We start from the raw sequence: 18,326 nt of genomic DNA on the forward strand, positions 1-18,326 counted from the left end.
CCTTTATGATACTGCTATTAGATTTAAATATACTCACGCACCATACCCATTCGGACGGTTTTGATGCCATCTCCACGCATCGCCAATGATATCTTTCATATCCGTGCGTGTCGGGTTCCAGCCGAGTACGTCTTTCGCTTTGGCGGAGCTTGCGATAAGCACAGCTGGGTCGCCTGCGCGACGCGGGCCGACTTGAGCTGGGATTTCTTTACCGGTCACTTCCCGAGCTACATCAATCATCTCTTTTACAGAGAACCCTTGGCTGGAGCCGAGGTTGAAGATGTCACTCTGGCCGCCTTTTTCCAAATACTCGAGCGCCAATACATGCGCATCAATCAAGTCCATCACATGGATATAATCGCGGATGCATGTGCCATCTTCGGTAGGGTAATCTTCACCGAAGATGCTGATATGTTCACGCTGACCAATTGCTGTCTGCAAAATGATCGGAATCAAATGTGTTTCCGGCTGGTGGTCTTCCCCGATCAGACCATCTGGATGTGCACCGCCAACGTTGAAGTAACGAAGCGATACGAACTTAATGCCATATGCTTGGTCACACCATTTCATCATTTTTTCCATCATTAACTTGGATTCGCCATACGGGCTTTCCGGATTTGTATCCAAATCTTCTGTTAGCGGTACGACATTCGTATCACCGTATGTTGCAGCAGTAGAAGAGAAAACGATGCGTTTTACGTCGTGCTTGTGCATCGTCTCCAGCAGTACTTGCATACCGTAGACATTATTGCCAAAGTACTTGAGTGGATCTTCAACCGATTCTCCAACAAGTGAGCTTGCCGCAAAGTGGACAACTGCATCCACTTTCTCTTTCGCAAATACATCATTCAAGAAGGCTGCATCACGCAAATCACCTTCATAAAATACCGCATTTTTATTAACCGCATCTAAATGTCCAGTAAGTATATTATCAACAATAACAGCTTGATGGCCTTTTTCCAGCAGCATGGCTACTGCATGGGAGCCGATATAACCGGCACCGCCTGTAACGAGTACTTTCATCGATTGTCCCTCGATTCTCTTATATTATCGTCACTTATTATAACATGCTTCCTGCTATGAAAATGGTAAATTTTATACCTTATTCCATTCATGCAAGTGCAGACTGCGCACACCATTTACGACATAAGGATCCTGCTCCGCCATTACTCTCGCTTCCGCCTCATTATCTGCCTGATAGATAACCAGACCGCCTACTTCATTCGCTAACGCCCCTCTGGCAAAGATAAACCCTTTCTCATCTAGCTCCGCTAAATAATCTAAATGTGCTTGGCGATAGTGCTGATTCAGCTCAGGCTTTTCCATTTTGATAAATGCTGCGTAATAGTTCATCTTCATTCTCCTCTTCTTTCATGTACTTCTTTCGCAAGCATAAGTGCACCAACAATCCCTGCATTGTCTGCTAAGCCTGGTGCTGCTAAGTAATTGTCTGGCAGCGGAACATAGCGCTGCATAAGGTTTTCCAACTCCTGCTGCACCATATTATGCAACCCTTCTTTTTTCATGACGCCTCCGCCCATGATGATTTTCTCTGGACTTAACACCAATGTGTAACTCATGATTGCTTGCGCTAGGTAATGCGCTTCTAATTGCCATACTTCATCTTGGTGGTACAGCTTTTGCGCTTGCTCACCCCAGCGTGCTTCTATGGCAGGACCAGCAGCCAGTCCTTCTAAGCAATCGCTGTGATACGGACATTTTCCTGGATAAGCATCATGTGGCTGACGTCTGATGAGCAGATGCCCCATTTCCGGATGGGAAAAGCCTTGTACTGTTTCCCCATTTACAATCGCGCCAGCTCCGATACCTGTACCCACGGTGATATACAAACAGCTTCCTGCATGTTTTGCTGCGCCGTGCATATACTCCCCTAAAGCAGCTGCATTCACATCGGTATCGAGTTTGACGGGAACACCGAGCTTCTCTTTTAATACCGTTAGCAGCGGATAGTCTGTCCACTGCAATTTCGGTGTGTTGCCGATCGTGCCGTATGACGGACTGTCCGCTTTTACGTTTACTGGTCCGAATGCACCGACACCAAGCGCTTCTATTTCTTTGTCTTGAAAAAAGCTGAGAACGAGCTGTAGCGTTTCTTCCGGTTTGGTTGTTGGGAAAGATACCCTTTCTTCCACATGGCCATGCTCGTTCCCAACAGCACAGACAAATTTTGTTCCGCCTGCCTCAATTGCTCCAAGTCGCATGTTTCTCACCTCATTTGTCTCGCTCGCTTATTTCTACTATGTAAGTTTTCCTTTTTTTCGTCAATAAAAAGGGCACCCAATACAAGCATTAAATTTGTTATAATATTAAAATATAAAATATTTCTAATAATCTTGTAAACACGATTCGTTTAGAAGAAAAGGGGGATGCATGATGACTGCTCTGCAGGCAGTGACTGCATTTGCACACAAACAAGATTTACGTAAGAGTTTTAACAAACTAGCAAAAAAGACGTTCGGCTTTGATTTTGAAGCCTTATATAAGAGTGGCTTATGGAATGAGCGCTATCACACGCATGCTTTTGCTGATGATACACATATTGTCGCAAATGTTTCTGTAAGCGTCATCACCGTGCATATTCAGAAGGTAAAAAGACGAGCAATACAAATTGGCACCGTCATGACAGACCCGGCTTATCAGCAACAAGGACTTGCTACACAGCTTTTACAGCGCGTAATTAAACAATATGAAGCCGAAACAGATCTCATTTACTTATTTGCTCGTCCTGGAACAGAAAGTTTCTATGACAAACTTGGCCTAACAGCAGTGGAAGAGAAACTATTTTCTATCCCAGTTTCGCAAATACAACGCCTTGTTCCTGATTATCGCAAGCTAACACCAACAGCCAATCCGCAAGACATGGTCGTGCTGCTGGACCGGTACGGAAAACGCTATCCACAGTCTCATCTGCTTGATGTGTCCGATGGGCAGCATATACTTGGCTTTCATACACTGTATGATCCGGACTTAGAAATCATCGAGCTGTTGGAGCCCGAAGCATTGCTCCTTTATAAAAGAATCGGCCAAACGATGCATCTCTATGAGGTAATCAGCCAGAGCCGGATTTCCTGGCAGCAGATTGAGAGCTATGTCGCACAGCCAGGCATTACCGACGTTATTTTCCATTTCACGCCGACTTTCCCGGATCTCGAGCCATACGTTCACCAGCACACGGAGCGTGATGCACTATATGTGAACAAACCAGAACTTCTGCCCGCTGACTTTCAGTTTCCAGAATTGTCTCATGCGTAATATAATAGACAAGACGCTGTGACAGAAAGGAACGAAAGCTTATGCTAGATTTAGAAATGCTAAAGGATAAAGTTGAATTCTTTGAAGCAAACGACTTGTCCACTTTGGAGAAGAAAATCAATGAACAAATCCAGCACAACAAAGCGATTCTGCTGGAACTGCATCACGTCTCACACACTATGCATGTAGATGATAATGGCCGCCGATTTTATAGTGCTGTTGCCCATTTTAAAGCGAAATAGTACGACTCATAAAAATACCGCCCCTATGGACGGTATTTTTTGCTGCTTAAAATATGATACCCGTAACAATCGCTACTGCGATAACGGCAAAGGCGGTTCCTGTCGCCCACAAAATGGTGAAGCGCTGGAATTCTCCGAAGTCGACTTTCGACATTCCGACCAGTAAGTATGTAGCCGGAACAAGCGGGCTCAGCAAGTGGACAGGCTGCCCAAGCAAGGAAGCACGCGCTATCTCTGCAGCTGAGAAACCATAGCTAGCAGCAGCTTCTGCCAAAATTGGCAGGACACCAAAGTAATAGGCATCATTCGACATGAAGAAGGTAAAAGGAATACTTGTAACAGCTATAATGATACTAAAAGCAGGTCCCCATGCATCCGGGATAACGGAAATAAGGCTGGATGCCATTGCATCGACCATCTTTGTACCGGACAAGATTCCTGTAAAGATACCAGCTGCGAATACAAGAGACACAACAGCAAGTACGTTCCCTGCATGATCTGCAATCCGTTCTTTTTGCTGCTTCAAATTAGGATAGTTGATTGTGATTGCAATAGCGAAAGCAAGCATGAACAATACTGGAAGCGGCATAATTCCTTCAATTAATCCGAACATTAGTAAAACTGTGAGTCCAAAGTTGACCCATAATAGTTTCGGGCGCTTTAACGACGCATCCACTGTGGCAGCTTGCTGCTGCAGCGTGCGCTTCTCGGCATCATCAAATGTCACAACACCAAGACGTTTCTTTTCTCTGCGGCCCATAATGAAGGCTGTGAAGAATATCCAGATTGCTCCTCCGATCATCGTCGGAATTAGCGGTACGAATACATCGCCAACGTCTACATTAAGTGCTGCTGCAGCTCGTGCTGTCGGTCCGCCCCATGGCACCATGTTCGTTAAACTAACACTCATAACAGCAATAGCCGGTAAAATGAGCGGATTAATCTTCAGACGCTGATACAATGGAAAGAATGCAGACACCGTGATCATATAACTTGTCGTTCCATCTCCATCTAGCGACACGACAAGCGCCAAGGCAGCTGTACCCATGACGATCTTCGTTGGGTCTCCTTTAACCGCTTTCAAAATACGGTTTACAATTGGATTAAACAACCCAGCATCAATCATAATGCCAAAATAAAGGATTGCGAATAACAACATAATGCCTGTTGGCGCCAAACTTGTGATTCCTTCCAGTGACATCTCACCTAAGTCACCAGCATGCCCGGTCAGTACAGCAAAAATTGCCGGAATGATCATCAACGCAATGAGCGCAGAAAGCTTTTTGGACATAATTAAGTACATGAATAGAAAGATCATCAAGAAACCCATTATTGCTAACATGCTCAAATCCCCCTCATCGTCTCCTGTAACAATTCCCCCAAATCCTAAGCAGCAATGTATAATATGTTACATCTATTGTATGCGCTTCCAAATATAATTTCAATACTTTTGTTACTTTTTTAAGTAAGAAAATGGGGCGGTTAGATATAATGGCTCCATACTAGCAATCCTCTTAAAGAAACAGGTAAATTAACCTATGTAAGCGCGTATTTCACTTCTTAACGAACTTGTATAGTATAACTTATTCATACTAAATAAGTTATACTATTAACCCTTCGTCATTTTCCTATTTAATAAAACCTATGAGTCGTTAGCTTACAAATATTTTATGTCTATAATAAAATATTTGTCACCCAAACAAAATTCCCGCCAAGTATACAACGAAAGTAACGGTGATACTGCTTACAATCGTCGTTACGAGAACTGTCTGTGCTGCTAAGTCCGGATTATTATTGTACTCTAGAGCAAATATCGAACTATTTCGGGAAGTAGGGAAGGAACTGGCGATAAACAGTGACTGCGCGATTGTCCCATCCAGTCCAAGTAAAAAAATGATTCCCAATGCGGCAGACGGCCCAACAAGAAGACGGGAAGCTGTACTTAAATAAAGCACCATATGCGGTTTTACCAGCTTAATCTGCGCAACTTGCGCACCAAGCGTAATCAAAGCGACCGCCAGAAACGCATCTGCGATGGATTGAATTGGATTCCAAACAAGATTTGGAATCTCCACATGGAATGTCGCACAAAGTACCCCAAGGATAATCGCATAGATCATCGGCAGGCGAATAAGTTCCTTTAAAATAGCATTGCCCTGACTTTTGACGCTCACCATATTGTATAGCCCGTATGTAAAGGTGAGCAGATTCTGAAATACCATGACAATGAGCTGGATAGATACACCGAGCGGATTTGATTGAAATACAAGCTGACTAACAGGAATACCGTAGTTCCCAGAGTTCATCAATACGACGCTGTTTTTATAGGTAGCAGCGATTCCGCGATCCAGTTTCAGCAACCTGCTCGTAATCTCTGTGAAGCTGATCGAAAACAACGTAAAGATGAGCAAAAATAGAATAATTTGTCCAAACACAGCTATCGGCATACTACTTTGATACATATTGATAAAACCATTTACCGGCAGAAAGCAATACGTCAGCAGCTTGGACAGCGTCCCTAAATGTAATGAAAATTTTCGCTGCAAAATGACACCAACACCAAGCAGCAGTAATAAAGGCGCAATTACTTCCAAGAAAATAAGCGATAATACAGCCATAAGTCCCCTCCTCATTTGAAAGCGGATACATATGTATTATACTGCTATCGTTTTTAAATCTCTATAAAATTATTGAAAAAAGCAGCCACCAATTGGCGGCTGCTTATATTAAGCGCGCTTGCGAAGCTTGTTGATTACAAAGAATATAACACCTGCAGCAATTGCACCAGCTCCTGCTAGCATCCAGTTGAACACATTTGTACTCGTGTTCGGCAGGTGCTGTCCTTTCGGATCTTCACCTGCATCAAGTGCAGCAGCCGCTGTTGGCACAGTTTGTTGCTCAGCTGCATCTGTCCCGTCAGTCTTTTCTGTATTTATCTCTGTTTTTACTTCTTCTGTTTGTTCTGGTTTTTGTTCCGTCTCATCAGCTGGTTTTTCGTTTTCCGCTATTTCTTCTTCCCCAGCCTGTTCAGGTGTTTCTGCTGTTTCTTCCTCTTTTGTGTCTTCTGGTTTAGGCTCTTCTTCTGCCGGGTTCTTCGTTTCATTTTCTGGCTGTTCCGCCTCTTCTTCTGGCGCTGGCTTTACAGCTGGTTCTTCGCCAAGTGCATATGCAGCAATCGTACCAGACACTTCATGCGCTGCTAGGAGAATTGGCTGATTTGTCGGGCTTTCATCAGCTGCAATATATGTCAGCCCTTCTGGCGCAACATCACCGCTATTGCTATCGACTGCCGCTTCATCTCCTTGGAAATTCCGGCTCGTGAAATATGTTGAAAATGATGGGCTAGCAGGGTTTGACATGTCGTAAGCCATAATACCGCCTGTCCGTTCCAAGCCGATGAAAGCATATGTAGTGCCGTCTACGTCACCTGTGATAACAGACTCTGGTTCTGGACCTTTATCATCACTGCGGTTATCGAACTTATCTTCGTCGTTTGTTGCGTTAAAGTACTCTGGGATTGCCGCTGCCGTTATTTTTTCGAAATCTGCACCGCTATCATAAACCTGCTGCAGTGAATTCGCATCCCAAACAGAGAAACTGCGTGTGCCATAAGCATACACTGCTTCATACTTCCCATCTTCATTTTTAGGAGCAACGGTACTTGTTTTCAAGCGTCCCAAGCTCTCCTTTTCGAACAATCTATTCTCTATAAGCTGATCCAGCTGTTCCTGGTTGTAGCCTTCATATAAGTCAGCATTCAGTGCATACATGTCTTCTTCTGCTAAGTCAGCAACTCTTTCTTCCTCTGAAAAGCCATCCCATTCTTGGGCATCTCCTTCATTTGCTGTCAGGATATACGTATTACCTCCAGATTGAAAGCTCGTCATTCCGTCTGGCATATACATGCCGAGCACTGGCCAATTTCCAATCTCAATACCACCATCCTTATTGGAAGGATCCAGTTCTACACCAGCTTTAGAGAAATCTTTATACCCTAAACTCTTTACTGTCGTGAAGCTGTTTGTTTGCAAATCAAGTTTTGCAATGGCATTACTTTCTTGGATGGCGACATATGCAAATCGGCTATCTTTGTCGACTGTAATGTATTCTGGTTCAAGATTTTCTGCATAAGAGGAATTTTCTGGATCAGGATTAACTTTTCTTACATCATCCTCCACGATATCATCCGTAAATGCCGCTGTTTCAGCTGTTAAGTTATCTGTGCCATTTGCGATATTAATAATACTGACAGAACCTTCCGGGTTTACGGTGTAATCTTCGGACGGCTCCCCTTCATTCGCCACAAGCACTTTTGTTCCGTCCGGCGTGAACGTTACCATATCCGGTAAAGCACCTACTTCTACACTGGCCAATGTATTCCCGTCCGTATCAAGCAGTACCACATGACCAGGATCTGTTTTCACTTCACTTGGTACTGCGACTGCGATATAGCTGCCATCAGGATGAATGGCTACGCTCGTTACATCAGAGGCACTTACTCCAAAAGATTCCAATGCAACTCGTTTTACGAGCGGTATTTCTTTCCCATCCTTTAATGCAGCCAAATCAAGGATATCCAATGATTTTGCTGCTCCATTTACAGAGAAAGCATGTTGTGTGTTTGCATCATACGCGACAATCTCTGTACCACCCTCTCCTACTGCTGCCCCGCTCGTATAACGGCCAATTTGTTCGATGTGAAGCGCTTGTCCCGGATTTTGGCTGTACACGTTCAAGTCGTCTGCTGCATGTCCGACAGCAGGAACTGCCAAAGCCGCTGCCGCTAGCGACATGGCCGTGAGTTTCTTCCATTTGTTCATCTTTATCAACGCCACCTCTATGTCATATGTATGAAAGTCATCATAGCGAACTGCCGTGAAGTTACTGTTAACTTTGTCTAAATTTCTTGTAATATCGTAAGAGAAAACAAAAAGGGATGCCGGTTCATGGCATCCCTTGTCATTATGTCTGTTATTCTCGTACACTATCTCCCCATCCACTGAAGGACGAGATGAACAATTCAGAGCGCTGTCTAGCTGTTTTCAATAACCTCTGTTAATTTTCCTGTTACTGCAACCCGCTGCTGACCAGATAGTGTACACGTAACCAACGTAATCTCTGGTTCGTCTTTATTATCCAGTATGTCAACTGCTTCCGGGTTGACGATTTCTACGCTGTTCACCTCGTAAACATAGGTCGCATCTTTATCTTGCAGCTTAATTTCTGCTCCTGGTTTCACTTCAGGAAGCTGCCGGAAGAATCGCCCGTCGCGGTAGCCGCGATGACCGGCGATGGTGAAATTATCTTTCGCAGGGTCTTGGTCTGTTTTAATTTGCGTTAAGGCAACAGCTAAATTGTCTTCTGTTGTTTCATTGAGCACATATTGCTCCAAATCAATAGAAGGAATTTCTAGCTTCATTGTTTCTTTTAGTTCTTCTTCTGACCATTTCTTACTAGTCTCTCCCTCTGCTTGTGGAGCGTCACCGGCTTCGATACTCGCAAAAGCTTTCTCCAATTCCGTCACTTCTTTGGCATGCATCTTTTCCATGGTGAAGGGAGTGGCAACAAGTGCCACTCCAATCAGCAGAAAGACAATTCCTATGATCAGTTTTCCTTTTTTCATCTTACTTCCTCTTTCTGACTGTCTGCGTACGGAAAGCATTCCAAATGAATGTTCCGCCTATACCGACAGAAAGGATACCAGCCATCCAAAGCATAGTAAGCAGCTGTTCTCCAGTTTGCGGCAAGCTAGCAGGCAATCCTTGCTGGTTATTCGCTGCCGGACGAGCATTTGTTCCGCTGCTCGGTGTAATAGATGTAGCAGGTTTTACAGACGATCCTGACTTCGGACTTTCTGTTACTGTACCCGTATTTGTAGGTGTTTCACCATCTGTTGGCTGCTCTGGATCTGACGGTGTGTCGCCATCTGTTGGTTGTTCTGGTTGTTCTGGATTCGGCTCTATCGTGTTTGTTGCTGTGACGATAGCTGGTGTTTGCTGTGCTATTTCAATTGTGAACACAATTGGCGTGTTATCCAGTTGGTAGCCAGCTGGCGCTTTTGTTTCAACGAATTGATAATCGCCTGGCTGCAATCCTTCCACTGTAATCCGACCTTCTGTGTCTGTGACAAGGTCTTCTTTTATCGTGTTACCTTTCTCATCAAACAAGCTAAACACTGCATCTGCTAAACGTTTTGTGTTAGCCTCTGCGTCTACTTTCTCCAAAATGACGGTTCCAGGTGTTTGTTCGTTTACTGCCGTTACGACAACAGGTTCTGTCTGACCTTTTTCCACTGTTACGTCAATTGGCGTGTTATCCAATTCATATCCTGCTGGTGCTTTTGTTTCAATGAACTGGTATGTTCCTGGCTTCAGATCTTCGACTGCGATTTCGCCGTTCTCATCCGTGACAAGCTGTTCTTTTACTGCGTCACCTTTCGCATTCACAAGTTGGAAGACCGCGCCTGCTAATTTCTCTGTGTTGTTGTCTGCATCGACTTTTTCAAGCTTAACGTTTCCAGGTGTTAAGTTGTTCTCTGCTGTGACAACGGCTGTTTCTTGCTGGCCTTTATCAACCTTTACGTTAATCGGTGTTGCATCTAAGTCGTAACCAGCTGGTGCTTTTGTTTCGATAAATTGATAGTTTCCTGGCTTTAGACGATCCACTGTGATTTGGCCGTTCTCATCAGTAACGAGCTTTTCATTTACTACGTCACCTTCTGCGTTCACAAGCTTGAAGACTGCACCTTCCAATTTCACTTCATTGTTATCTGCATCGACTTTTTCAAGGGCGACGCTTCCTGTTGTGAGTTCATTAACAGCCGTCACTACTGCTGCTTCTTTTTGCCCTTTTTCAACCGTGACGTTGATAGCTGTATCATCCAACTCATACCCTGCTGGTGCTTTTGTTTCCACAAATGTGTAAGTTCCTGGCGCTAGATCTTCTACAAGAATACGTCCTTCTCCATCTGTGTGCAGCTGTTCTTTTACTGTGTTTCCTTTTTCATCTAGCAATTTAAATGCTGCATTTTCCAAATGTATCTCCGGATTGTCATTGTCTACTTTAATCAGTGATACGATACCTGGCTGCAGGGTATTTTCTGCAGTGACAGTAAGGGCTGTTTGCTGTCCTTTTTCAATTGTGATCGCAATCGGCGTATCATCCAGCACATAATTCTCTGGTGCGCTTGTTTCGATCAACTGATAGTTGCCTGGTTTCAAGTCGGTAATTGTCAGCAAACCATCACTGTTCGTTGTTAATCCTTCTTGCAATGTGTCACCGTTGCTGTCCAGTAAACGGAACACTGCATTGGAAAGCATTATATTGTTATCTGCGCTGTCGACTTTCTTCAGCTGAACTGCTCCCGTGGAGAGTTCATTTTGCAGCTGAACGACTGCTGTTTCTTGCTGGCTGCGTTCAATTGTTACCGGTTTAGCTGTCGGATCTAAATCGTAGCCAAATGGTGCTTTTGTTTCTTTGATAAGATAGCTGCCTGGAACGAGATCTTTGAAAACAAGCTTTCCTTCTTTATCTGTTGTACCAGACGCAACCTTTTCTCCTTCAGCTGTCAGTAAGTCGAATGAAGCTCCTTCCAGACCTAGCTTCTCATCGACGCTGTCGTGCTTCACAATTTCTAAGGATCCTTTTTCCAGATCATTTTCCGCTATAAGTGTCAATTTTTCCTGCTGACTTCTTTCAATTACAAACGGGATTGGTGTTTGATCTGTTATAAAGTCTGCAGGTGCTGCAGTCTCAACAAATTGGTAGCTTCCTGGTGCCAAATCATTGACTGTAAGGCTGCCTGCCTCGTCTGTCTTCATATCTGCTTGGATTACCTTGCCATCCTGATTCTGCAGTTCGAAAACAGCTCCTGCCAGTTTCTCTTCACTATCGTGTGCATTGATTTTCGTTAATTCCACACTGCCTGGAATGAGTTTGTTAGCTGCAGAGACAACAAGCTGCTCTTGCTGATTCTTGCTTATTTCAAAATCGATTGGCTTTTCGTTTAGTACATAATCGGCTGGTGCTTTTGTTTCAACAAACTGGTAAGCACCTGGTTTCAAATCTTCGACAACGATTCTGCCATTTGCATCTGTTGTTAGCTTTTCTTCAACCGTGTTGCCTTTGCTGTCGACGAGTTTGAATGTAGCGCCTGCTAGAGTGATGGAATCATCCAGGCTGTCTTTCTTCTCTAAAACAACGCTTCCCGGAATCAGTTCATTCTCAGCACGTACAACAGCTGCTTCATTTTGACTGCGCGTTACTTCCACGCCAATTGGTGTTTCGTCTAGTACGTAGTTTTCTGGTGCTTTTGTTTCAATAAATTGATACTTTCCTGGTGCCAAGTTCGAAACGATAATGCGGCCGTCCGAATCGGTAACCAGCTTTTCTTGTACGGTTGCACCAGCTTCATCAACTAATTTGTACTCCGCTCCTTGAAGCGGTACACCTTCATTGTCTTTGTCTACTTTAATCAAGGATACAGCACCTGGTGTAAGTGTATTTTCCACTTCCACTGTCGGAATCACTTGCTGTCCTTTGTCAATTGTAAAGATGATTGGTGTATCATTCAGCACATAATCTGCTGGCGCTTTAGTTTCCACTAGCTGATAATCGCCTGGCTTCAAGTTGGCGATTGCTAACTCACCAGCTTCATTTGTTGTTAAACCGGTTTGCAATACTTTTCCGTTTTCATCTTGCAGCGTAAATTCTGCTCCTGTTAAGCCAATTGTGTTTTCTTCACTGTCGACTTTCTTCAATAGAATAGATCCTGTTGAGAGTTTGTCGACTTGCTGTTTTGTTACGGTTTCTTTTTGGCTGCGTTCTACTGTGACAGGAATTGGTGTACGATCCACGTCATAGCCGAATGGTGCTTTCGTTTCTACAATCACATACTCACCTGGAAGCAGATTGCTAAACCGAAGTATTCCTGTTTCGTCGGTCTTGCCTGACGCAACAGTTACCCCAGCAGAAGTACGAAGCTCGTATTCTGCTCCTTCCAAGCCTTTCGCTGTATCATCTTCGCCAACCTTCTTCATTTCCACAGCGCCTCGTTTTAGCTCATTCGTCGCTGTTACTGAAACTGTTTTTTCCTGGCTGCGTTCCACTTCCACTGTAATTGGTGTGCCATCCAAAACAAAGTGTTCTGGCGCTTTTACTTCTTCAAATTGATACGTTCCTGGCGCCAAATCTTTCACAACTATTTTGCCATCTTTATCTGTGATCAAATTGTCTTTTACGATAGTGCCTGCTGCATCCTTCAGCACATATTCTGCACCAGCTAATGTTTCCTCTGTATGGTGTTTGTTCACTTTCGTCAGTTCCAGTGAACCTGGTGTTAACGTGTTCGTCTGTTCAATGACAAGTGCTTCTTGCTGGCTCTTATCTACCGTAAATTCAATTGCTTCTTTGTCTAATTCGTAATCGTTTGGAGCTGTTACTTCAACAAATTGATAGTCACCTGGCTTCAGATTTTCTACTACAATGCGTCCGTCATCACCAGTTGTCAATTTTTCCTCAACAACGTCGCCTTTACTGTTCACTAGCTGGAAAACTGCGCCTTCTAGTTTGATCGTATGATCCGCACTGTCCACTTTCTCTAAGACAACACTTCCTGGGATGAGCGCATTTGCTGCTGTTACGACAGCTGCTGCTTTCTGCCCTTTTTCCACTGTTACTTCTATTGGCGTGTCATCAAGCTGATAGTGTTCAGGTGCTTTTGTTTCTACAAACGTATATGTCCCTGGTGCCAAATCTTCCACTACAATTTGCCCTGCTTCATTTGTAACCAGTGCTTCTTTTACTACCTCACCATTTGCATCCAGCAGCTTAAACTCTGCTCCGGCCAACTTCAAGTTATCATCATCTTCGTCCGTCTTGACCAAAACGACTGCTCCTGGCGTCAATGTGTTCGTTGCTGTTACTTCTACCGCAGCGAGTTGTCCGCGTTCAATCGTGAATGGAAGTTTTTCATCATGCAGCTTATAATTTGCTGGTGCTTTTGATTCTTGGAAATAATAGTTACCTGGATGCAAATCAGCAACAGTCAGTTTGCCGTCTGCATCTGTTTTAAGTCCTTCTTTGACTAGGTCCCCATTCTCCTGGTAAAGCACAAATTCTGCTTCAGCCAAGACAGTGCCGTCCTTGTCGTCGACTTTTGTCAGCGTTACTTCTCCAGGTGTTAGCTTATTGCTGATTTCACGTTCTACTTGGATTTTTTCTTCGTTGCTTTTTTCAATCGTAAACTGTATAGGTGTAGCATCTACTTGATAATTGTTGGGTGCAGTTGTTTCAACAAGTTGATAGTTGCCCGGTGCTAGCTGGTCAACAACCAATACACCTGCAGCATTTGTAGTCAAGCCTTCTCGAAGTGTGTCACCGTCTGCTGTTTGCAGTTCAAACACTGCTCCTTCCAGCAAGCTCTCTTTCTGGTCGGCATCCACTTTCGTTAGTTTCATGCTGCCCGTTACTAATTTGTTTTCAATCATACCTAAATCAACTTGCGCTTCTTTATTTGGATCAATTGTAAATTTATGCACGGTTTGATCCAGCTGGTAAAATTCTGGTGCTTTTGTTTCGACGATCGTATAGGTGCCTGGACGAAGGTCTTTTACTTCAACCAAACCATTCTCATCACTTGTGATGCCTTCTTTTACTGCATTTCCCTCAGCATCTTTCACTGTGAAAACAGCGCCTTGCAGCGGATCACCCGCTTCATCTGTTTTTTGCAGTTTTACACTGCCTCTTTTAATTGTGTTGTCTTTAGTAACCTCTGTTACCCACGTTTGATTTTCTTGAATATTGAAATACACAGGATCTGCATTCAATTCATACAAATCTGGTGCTGCTGTTTCAACCCAGCGATAGTTCCCTGCATCCAAATCTTTGACAGAAATAATTCCGTCTTCATTTGTAGTGAGCTTGTTTTGTCTTTGTTTCCATTCGCCATCGATTTGCTGCTCTAGTTCAAATACAGCACCGGCGATAGGTTTACCTGTTTCAGCATCTCTTTTCGTTATTTGTGCATCGCGCGTAATTTCTTTATTTTCAATCGTAACTTTCGATTCACCGTCTACGGTTACTTTTTGTGTATCTTGGATACCTACCACATAACCTTCTGGCGCTTTATCCTCTTTTAACAGATAGTTTTCATATAGAAGGTTTTTGAAAACGGCTTTGCCATCTTCACCTGTTGTCACACTGCGAATCGCGATCTCACCTGCACTGTCGTATAACGTAAACGTTGCGCCCTTCAGCGGATCACCTGTAGCTGCGTCCACTTTGGCAACTTCCAAACTGCCGTATTCGCCGGATCCAGAACCACTGCCTCCGCTTCGTTTAACAACGATTGTTTTACTTGATTCTACGGTTTCTGTCGTAATGTTCTTTCCTGAGAATACCGCTTTATTGCTAACTTGCTGTCCATTTGCCGCATTGATGTAGGATTGATATTCCAGCATATAAGCACGATCGATATCTTTCAAGAAAGATAGTACGAACGTTTGGCTGCCATCATCAGCATGCGTAATCTCTATCTTGTAATCTTCTTTTGGAACTTCTTCCCCTTTTGAAAGATTGCCTCTTTCATCAACATTTGTTGTGTAAAGCTTGAAGCTATCTTCCAAAAGGATTTGGTCCGCTCTTAGTTCATCCGTCACCTTTGCTTCGGTCACATGAGATTGCCCTTTATTAATATCGATTCTCCAATTAATTGCATTCCCATTTTGAGATCCATTTTTTTCGTTATAGTTGCCGCCATTGATGACAGATACATGCGCATCTAGGTTAACAGATTCCAGACCATCACTATCCAGCGTGGCGGTATTATTGTAACGATTGACAATCAATTCTCCAGCAAGGCTGGTTTTGTATTCAATCCAGTAGGGCTTACTGTTATCTTTCAATATATTCACTTTAAAGCCTGGTTCATCCTTTGCATTAGTTACCTTTTCAACTGTATAGTCTTTTCCTTCTGCTAAAAGCTCACCTTTATTTACACCATTCCACCAGCCCAAAAGGTTGGTGTCATATACCTTAATGGAACCTTCTACCAAGTTTTGCTTACCTTGTATATAGTCAGTAACCGTAATATTCTTCAAATCTTTTAGATCATAGTTAACTCCGACGTTCCAAGTGATTTCTTTCGTTACAGCATTATAGGACCCATTCTTAAAACCGTTGTTCTTTGTATAGTCATCTGGATAGAACTCTGCTGTAGCTTCTTTGGTTTGCTCTTTCTCCCATTCATCCGTCCAGTCCAGCTGTACTTTGTTTTTAAATACTTTATTTTCCGTTAAGCTGTCATATTTGAAATCAGTAGAATACGTGATTTTATGCGGTGTGTTGATTTGATTTTTGAATTCTACTGTAAATCCGTCTGGTGTAACGGTTAGTTCATACTCGTCTCTGGATACCTCTTTATTGCTATCGCTATTAATAATCTTGAATGTATCCTCTTTCATCGTAAGACCCTTATTTGGGTACGTATCTGTAATAACGACATTCTTCATTTCATGGGAATCTTTATTGAAGTCAATGGTCCAATTGTTCGTTTTCTTTTGGTAATTGACATTCGAACTGAACTTAGAAAGTACTTGCTGTTTAATATCTCCGCCAGCACCCTTCTCATACTCTCCAGTTGTCACCGTATTATTAATTCGGCCATCCTCTAATACGCGTCCTTCTGCTTTTGTTTGATATGTGATTTTATAGGCATTTTGAATGTCCTCATCAAATTGCAACTGGAAGCCGCGCTTTCCATCTTTGGCTGTCAATTCGTCTATATGATAGTTTTTAACTTCTGCTGCTGATACTTCTTCTCCGTTCTCTCCAATCGTAATTCTTTCCACACTAATATTGTCAAGCAGCATATGACTGTCATCAAACAAATCTGTTAATACTGCATCCTGCTGCTGGATTGTTTTTTCATTATAGTTGTATTCTATTTCCCAAGTGATGATTTGCTTTTTCTCATCATAATGGGCGTTGGTCTTCTTCAACGGTTCTCCGCGCCTTACATGAACAGAGGCTTTAGCAGATAAATCCTTCTCAAGATTAGAACCTGTTAATGTAGCAGTGTTTGAATAATTTCTGCCGTCAGCGTCCGTAATATCTGTTGTAAACTCAACCCGATACGCATCCTTCAGCTGCCCAAAACTAATGCCAAACGGTTCTTCCTGCACTTGGTAAGTAGAAGGATCTACAAGTTCTCCTTGCTTGACCGTTCCATCCAACTGAACATCGAGTTTATATACGTTAATGGAACCCGACTGCAGCTGCAGGTTATCTTGAAGCGGATCTTGCAGTACTGCATCTTCAATCGTCGCCAGCTTTTTGTTGAAATCTACCGTCCATGTAATTTCTTTAGCATTATAGCCACGGTCGGCTTTGCCGGCTTTATCGATTGCAATCTCTGTTTTTGGTGTGAATCTTATCGGAATAATGTCTATAGCTTCTTCTTTAATGGTGAAAACAATTTCCTGCTCAACACTTCCCACAATCTCTTCCTTGAATTCTGTCCACAAATGCAAGGTTCCTTTTACGTTGGACAGCTTGCTGATGTTGTCATTGAACGTCATCACGACCGTGCCATCCATTTTCATAACGTATGATCCGACACTATCATTGCCAAAGGCAAGCTCACCTTTTACATCATTGTAGAGCTTAAAGTAATCAGGCAGTTTGAAGGTAAATGTAGATCCTTCCCCATATGGATGCCCATTTTGCAATGCCCATTCCATATCAATCGTAACTGCTTCTCCTAATGCTGGCTGGTTCTCAGGGTTTTCCTTAGCATCAATGATATCCCCTTTTTCATCTTTCAAAACAACACTTGTAATAATGTTTTCTTCGATTTCACCAGTTTTGCGTTCTACATCTTCTGGTGCTTGTTCTTCTGCTTTCTCTTCATCTGTTTCTTCTTTTTCTGCTTCCGCTTCCGTTACCTCATCCGTTTTCTCTTCTCCTGCTTCAGGTGTTTCTTCTGTAGCAGGCTCCTTTACTTCTTCTTTTTCTTCCGCTGGCTTTTCTTCTGATGCACTTTCTTCCGATGCAGGTTCTTCATCGGCTAGCTTTTCTGCCGCTGCATTCTCTTCATCTGTTGATTGTTGATCAGCAGGCTGTTCTGTCGCTGCATCGTCTGCAGGTGTTTCTTCTGTTTGTTCTTTCTCCGTTGCTGGTTCTGCTGGCGTTTGCTCTGTCTCAGCTGGTACCGTCAAATACAAGGGCACAAGCTGCACCTTACTTTCGACTGCGAAAGTTAGTTCCACTTGTTCTTCTTCGCTTTCTTGTACTGCCTGAGTACTGCTAACTAATACTTCTACCGCACCTTTAGCAGGTTCTTGCTCTCCATTTGTAAACTCGAAAGTTAAAAGGCCATCTTTCAGACTATACTTTCCTACTTCTTTGTTCTCTTCATTTACAAGAATGGCAGACTCTACTGCCTCAAAATCCAGCTGTTCTGGCAGTATAATCTGGTATGTATTTTCATCTGATGTGTGCTGGGTTTTGTTCCAATTCACTTTCAGCTTCAGTTTCGCGTCTCTTTCTGCACGGTGTTCTTGACTGATTAAATTATCTTCTTGATCAGTCAGCTCGATTTCTGCTTGAAATGGGTCAGCATTTGTTCCTTCTGCAAAAACCTGCGCTGTCCCGAGCGAACCCGATAACACCGTTTGCATAAGCAGAATCATAATCAGCAACATTACAGGAATTTTCCTCTTCACTGCATCGTTCTCCTTTGCGCTTTTCTAGTCTTTGAAATACTGAACTCCAAAGCTTTTCTCACATTAGCAAAGCTTTCTGAACAAAAAC

The 18,326-nt window shown here is 43.2% G+C and carries 10 protein-coding genes; 2 read left to right on the plus strand and 8 right to left on the minus strand.

Annotation, left to right across the window (positions count from 1 at the left end; genetic code table 11):
* Positions 1-33: 33 nt before the first annotated feature.
* The 3 genes from galE to KS242_RS13975 form a co-directional block, all read right to left on the minus strand.
* Positions 34-1,023 (minus strand): UDP-glucose 4-epimerase GalE, encoded by a 990-nt coding sequence (gene galE, locus KS242_RS13965; RefSeq protein WP_217321889.1) that lies wholly within the window; start codon positions 1,021-1,023, stop codon positions 34-36.
* Positions 1,024-1,095: 72 nt separating this feature from the next.
* Positions 1,096-1,353: a YciI family protein gene (locus KS242_RS13970; RefSeq protein WP_217321890.1), complete on the minus strand. Its 258-nt coding sequence runs from the start codon at positions 1,351-1,353 to the stop codon at positions 1,096-1,098.
* Between the two features lie 2 nt (positions 1,354-1,355).
* On the minus strand, positions 1,356-2,222 hold the full coding sequence (locus KS242_RS13975; RefSeq protein WP_217321891.1) for an ROK family protein: 867 nt from the start codon (positions 2,220-2,222) through the stop codon (positions 1,356-1,358).
* A gap of 172 nt (positions 2,223-2,394) precedes the next feature.
* Between KS242_RS13975 and KS242_RS13980 the strand changes: the two genes are divergently transcribed.
* Positions 2,395-3,273, plus strand: coding sequence for a GNAT family N-acetyltransferase (locus KS242_RS13980; protein ID WP_217321892.1), 879 nt, complete (start codon positions 2,395-2,397; stop codon positions 3,271-3,273).
* A 41-nt stretch (positions 3,274-3,314) separates the two neighbouring features.
* Positions 3,315-3,515 carry a DUF2536 family protein gene (locus tag KS242_RS13985; protein WP_217321893.1) on the plus strand — a complete coding sequence of 67 codons (201 nt, stop codon included), beginning with the start codon at positions 3,315-3,317 and terminating at the stop codon, positions 3,513-3,515.
* A gap of 46 nt (positions 3,516-3,561) precedes the next feature.
* Here KS242_RS13985 and KS242_RS13990 read toward each other — a convergent pair whose 3' ends face one another.
* From KS242_RS13990 to KS242_RS14010, 5 genes are all read right to left on the minus strand, one after another.
* A complete protein-coding gene (locus KS242_RS13990) occupies positions 3,562-4,857 on the minus strand; it encodes a CitMHS family transporter (RefSeq protein ID WP_217321894.1) in 1,296 nt (431 codons plus the stop codon).
* 349 nt (positions 4,858-5,206) lie between these two features.
* Positions 5,207-6,133, minus strand: coding sequence for an AEC family transporter (locus KS242_RS13995; protein WP_217321895.1), 927 nt, complete (start codon positions 6,131-6,133; stop codon positions 5,207-5,209).
* Between the two features lie 108 nt (positions 6,134-6,241).
* Positions 6,242-8,335: a choice-of-anchor I family protein gene (locus KS242_RS14000; RefSeq protein ID WP_217321896.1), complete on the minus strand. Its 2,094-nt coding sequence runs from the start codon at positions 8,333-8,335 to the stop codon at positions 6,242-6,244.
* 212 nt (positions 8,336-8,547) lie between these two features.
* A complete protein-coding gene (locus KS242_RS14005; RefSeq protein ID WP_217321897.1) occupies positions 8,548-9,138 on the minus strand; it encodes a class D sortase in 591 nt (196 codons plus the stop codon).
* A gap of 1 nt (position 9,139) precedes the next feature.
* A complete protein-coding gene (locus KS242_RS14010) occupies positions 9,140-18,238 on the minus strand; it encodes a SpaA isopeptide-forming pilin-related protein (RefSeq protein WP_217321898.1) in 9,099 nt (3,032 codons plus the stop codon).
* Between the last annotated feature and the right edge of the window lie 88 nt (positions 18,239-18,326).

This window comes from Terribacillus sp. DMT04 (assembly GCF_019056395.1).
GTDB classification, from domain to species: domain Bacteria; phylum Bacillota; class Bacilli; order Bacillales; family Amphibacillaceae; genus Terribacillus; species Terribacillus aidingensis_A.